The 3,894-nt window shown below is 42.3% G+C and carries 5 protein-coding genes; 2 read left to right on the forward strand and 3 right to left on the reverse strand.

The window, feature by feature from the left end:
* Positions 1-378: 378 nt before the first annotated feature.
* The gene (locus AABI99_RS17600; protein WP_338367421.1) at positions 379-1,305 is read right to left on the reverse strand and encodes a manganese-dependent inorganic pyrophosphatase; all 927 of its coding nucleotides are present in this window, start codon (positions 1,303-1,305) and stop codon (positions 379-381) included.
* A gap of 118 nt (positions 1,306-1,423) precedes the next feature.
* Here AABI99_RS17600 and AABI99_RS17605 point away from each other — a divergent pair, with 118 nt between their 5' ends.
* The gene (locus AABI99_RS17605; RefSeq protein WP_338367422.1) at positions 1,424-1,939 is read left to right on the forward strand and encodes a hypothetical protein; all 516 of its coding nucleotides are present in this window, start codon (positions 1,424-1,426) and stop codon (positions 1,937-1,939) included.
* Complete coding sequence (mutM, locus tag AABI99_RS17610; protein WP_338367423.1) at positions 1,939-2,748, forward strand: bifunctional DNA-formamidopyrimidine glycosylase/DNA-(apurinic or apyrimidinic site) lyase; 810 nt, start codon at positions 1,939-1,941, stop codon at positions 2,746-2,748. Before AABI99_RS17605 ends, mutM begins: the two co-directional genes overlap by 1 nt.
* A 5-nt stretch (positions 2,749-2,753) precedes the next feature.
* On the opposite strand, the gene AABI99_RS17615 is transcribed toward mutM, so the two are convergent.
* On the reverse strand, positions 2,754-3,221 hold the full coding sequence (locus tag AABI99_RS17615) for a DUF3299 domain-containing protein (protein ID WP_338367425.1): 468 nt from the start codon (positions 3,219-3,221) through the stop codon (positions 2,754-2,756).
* A 46-nt stretch (positions 3,222-3,267) separates the two neighbouring features.
* Positions 3,268-3,894 (reverse strand): ABC transporter permease (locus tag AABI99_RS17620; RefSeq protein WP_338367424.1); only part of this gene is annotated, 627 nt, incomplete at its 5' end.

A 3,894-nucleotide genomic window follows, 5' to 3' on the forward strand; every position in this document is an offset into this window, starting at 1 on the left:
TTACAATAAGAGAAAATTCTACGTTTGGCATCTATTATTTTTCGGGGGGATTACCGGGTTAAGTTATTTATTCACAAAGAGGTTAAGAGACGCTGCGCTATAGAGGGGAGTATTGTAGGCGCCTTGCTTGCTGGAGTTTAAAGGTAGTGCTTTTACAGTGGTTATTATATTTTAAAGCCATGAGAAGCTTCGCTTCTAACGTGAGCAAGCTCTACGTCTACAGCCCAAATAAGCTCTGAAGCTAAATTTATTGTAGGCGTCTTGCTGCATGGTATAGATGTTTCAATTGCGTGAGCAAGCTTCACGCCTACCAATAAAAAAGCACCGCGTTTATTGTAAACGCGGTGCTTAATATTTAGCTTACTAACAGCTTACAGCTTACAGCTTGGCAAACACGTCTTGCAGTGGTGGCACTACTTGCTTTTTACGGCTTAGTACGCCGTCTAGCCATACTTTACCTTCGCTTGGTTTTTCACCATAAGCTTGCTCTACAAGTGTTGCATCATCTGATGCGATTAACATTTGTGAGCCTTCTTTCATGATATCGGTAAGTAGTAAAAAGACTGAGTGGCGGTTGCCTTCGGCTTTTAGTTTTGCGATATCTGCTTCAAGGTCAGCTTTGATTTCGTCAAATACGGCTAGGTCGATTACCTCTAGCTGGCCAATGCCTACTAGGTTGCCGTTCATGTTGAAGTCTTTAAAGTCACGCATTACTAAGTCACGTACTGGCGTGCCGTCTACAGACGATTTAACACGGAACATATCCATGCCTAGCTCTTTATAGTCTTCAATACCGGCAATTTCTGCTAGCGCTTCTACGCACTTAATATCAGCCGTTGTACACGTTGGTGATTTAAAAATAACCGTATCGCTTAAAATCGCACACAGCATGATACCTGCGATATCCTTAGGGATTTCTACATTGTAGAAGTCATACATCATTTTAATAATGGTGTTTGAACAGCCAACTGGGCGGATCCAACACTCAAGCGGTGTAGAAGATGTTAAATCGCCTAGTTTATGGTGATCAACTACACCAACAACACGTGCTTGGTCGATATCATCTGGCGCTTGTGTTTTTTCGGTATGATCAACAATATATACATCTTCGCCAGCGTAGCTTAGTTTAAGCTCTGGTGCTTCGAAGCCAAATTTATCTAGGATAAATTGTGTTTCTGGTGACACTTCACCAAGGCGTGTTGGAATTGCTGGCTCATCAATTTGGTTTTTTAAATAAGCCAGTGCAATTGCACCACAAATAGAATCTGAATCTGGGATTTTATGGCCCACTACATACATAGACATTGACGGAACTCCTTTAAATTTGCCGATATTCTACCAAAGTCTGTGCCCTTTAACATATAGACAGTGCAATTAAGTTTTCGTTACACTTTAAAATCTTGAATTTATTGGGTGTATAAATATGCGACTGGGCCGCAAAGGGTGGAACAACGTTATTATTTTTTCGATGTTGATCATGATCTTCTTTTTAAATGGCTGGCATAAGCAGTTTTTAGGTAGTGATGATGAACCGAGTTTGCAGCCAATACTACCAGTACAGAGCTTTGTGTTAACACTGAGCTTTGTTGATCAAAAAATTGAGCGCATTGGTACAAGTTGGCGTACAACCATGCTACAAGCAAACTCACCTGTGAGATGGGATGCGTCGGAGCAACAACTAGCTGAGTTAGTTAATCAGTGGCAAACAGCTGCGTTATTGGAAGTTAATGAATCTGTTGTATTTAATCCAAACTCACCACTTTATGTTGCAACCTTTGAGCTAGCAGGTGAGAACTTACCTTGGGTTTATTTACTTTACAAAGGGAGTGGTCAGTATTATTTGCTCGAAAAAAATAGCCAACGAGTCATGGCGCTCGACTTAGCAACTGCAAAGCAGTTATTTCCAAGTGTTGATTTTTCAAAAAGTGAGTTGCATTAATGCCTGAATTACCAGAGGTAGAAGTAAGCCGGATGGGGATAACCCCACATATTGAAAACCAAGTTGTACATAAAGTTAATATTTACAATGCTAGCATGCGCTGGCCTGTACCTGACGATGTGTATCAGCTTGAAGGCCTAATGGTAACAAGTATTGAGCGGCGTGCTAAATACCTGTTATTGCACTGTGAATTAGGTAGCGCAATTTTACATTTAGGGATGTCGGGCAATTTACGCGTTGTGGATAAACGCGAGCCACTTAAAAAACACGACCATGTGGAGTTTGTGTTTGCAAATGATAAGGCACTGCGATTAAACGACCCTCGCCGGTTTGGTTGCTGTTTGTGGCAAGCGCCGGGGGATGTTCATAAGTTACTTTCAAAACTTGGCCCTGAGCCGCTAACCGATGATTTTTTTGCAAAACGGGTGTATGAGCAATCGCGGAACAAAAAAGTACCCGTTAAGCAATTTATTATGGATAACGCGGTGGTGGTAGGTGTGGGTAATATTTATGCTAATGAATCGCTATTTAAAGCAGGCATACACCCTAAGCGCGAAGCAGGTAAAGTGTCATTAAAGCGTTATCAAACTCTCATACCTATTATTAAAGACACCTTGGCTGCAGCTATTACACAAGGAGGTACAACGCTAAAAGATTTTGCCCAAAGTGATGGTAAGCCGGGCTATTTTGCACAGCAGTTACTCGTATATGGGCGAAAAGGTGAGGCGTGCGTAACGTGTAAAACGCCACTTGAAGAAATTAGGCTAGGGCAGCGCAGTACAGTGTTTTGTAAGCACTGCCAAAAATAGCCGTGTTATAGCTCAAACGGTGCGACACCGACGGCTTTCATTTTGTAGCCCACTTGGGCTATTTCACCAGACCAGGTTTCGGTGCTAATAACACCGGTAACAACAATGGCATCATACAGGCTTTGTATGGGAACACCGCCTTTTACTGTTACATGAACAATTTGATTTGGCGGTGGCGGCGGTACGTGAATACACGCACCAAAGTACGGCACGAGCAAAAACTCAGTGATCACTTCGCTGTCGCCCTCAAGCGGCACAACAAAGCCGGGTAAGCTTACTGACTGGCCATTTAACTCTTCAACTACGGGGGCATCTAGCTCTGGTTGCACCCAATTTTGTTCGCTGCCCTCGTGGTTAGCTTGTGCTTGGGTGTCTATTTGTACATGTCCCTGTGGGATCAAGTCTTCCCAAAAAATTTCTTTTGGCGGATTCGAGCTGCTGAAAAAGCTAATAATGATGCAGCCTATAAGCATGCTGTAATAAGATGCAGATTTAAAAAGTCTCATGAAATTCCTAAAGTTAAGTTTTTATACTCATACCATCGCTTAGCGAATAAAAGTAAGCGCGGGTGGCTGGTATTAAGCCGATTATAAATCCAGCAGCCATAATAACGCCTATTAAAGTGAGTTCATAGTAAGACAGCATGGCAATATTAACGCTTATTCCTGCGTGGCTTTGTAAATAGTGGCTACTGATAAGCATAACGCCATAGTACAAACCACAGCCAACGAGACAGCCTAATAATGTTGTAAACAACGACTCTATGCTGATCAGTGTAAATAACTGCCATGGCCTAGCCCCAACTGAGCGTAGTATAGCAAGCTCTCTGCGTCGTTGATTTAAGCTAGCTAGAAGTGTGGTCAACATACCTAACAAACTGACCAATATAACAACGCCAGAGAACAGTAAGAGGACTTTTTCGACGATGGCGAGCATTTGCCACAGCTCCTTTAAAGTAACCGTGGGCATAATGGCTAAAAGGGCTTCTTTTTTGTATTGATTGATATTACGCCTAACTTGTAAAGTGTATAAAGGCGAGTCGAACCCCATTAAAAACGCAGTAATTTGACTAGGCTCACCGATTAGGTTGTCATGTTCACCATGTTCACCATGTTCACCATGTTCACCATGTTCACCATGTTCACC

This window comes from uncultured Pseudoalteromonas sp., from assembly GCF_963922945.1.
In the GTDB taxonomy this organism is placed as follows: domain Bacteria; phylum Pseudomonadota; class Gammaproteobacteria; order Enterobacterales; family Alteromonadaceae; genus Pseudoalteromonas.

Coding starts and splice junctions, on each gene's coding strand:
- AABI99_RS17600 (WP_338367421.1), bottom strand. CDS start 1,305: ATGTCTATGTATGTAGTGGGCCATAAAATCCCAGATTCAGATTCTATT.
- AABI99_RS17605 (WP_338367422.1), top strand. CDS start 1,424: ATGCGACTGGGCCGCAAAGGGTGGAACAACGTTATTATTTTTTCGATG.
- mutM (WP_338367423.1), top strand. CDS start 1,939: ATGCCTGAATTACCAGAGGTAGAAGTAAGCCGGATGGGGATAACCCCA.
- AABI99_RS17615 (WP_338367425.1), bottom strand. CDS start 3,221: ATGCTTATAGGCTGCATCATTATTAGCTTTTTCAGCAGCTCGAATCCG.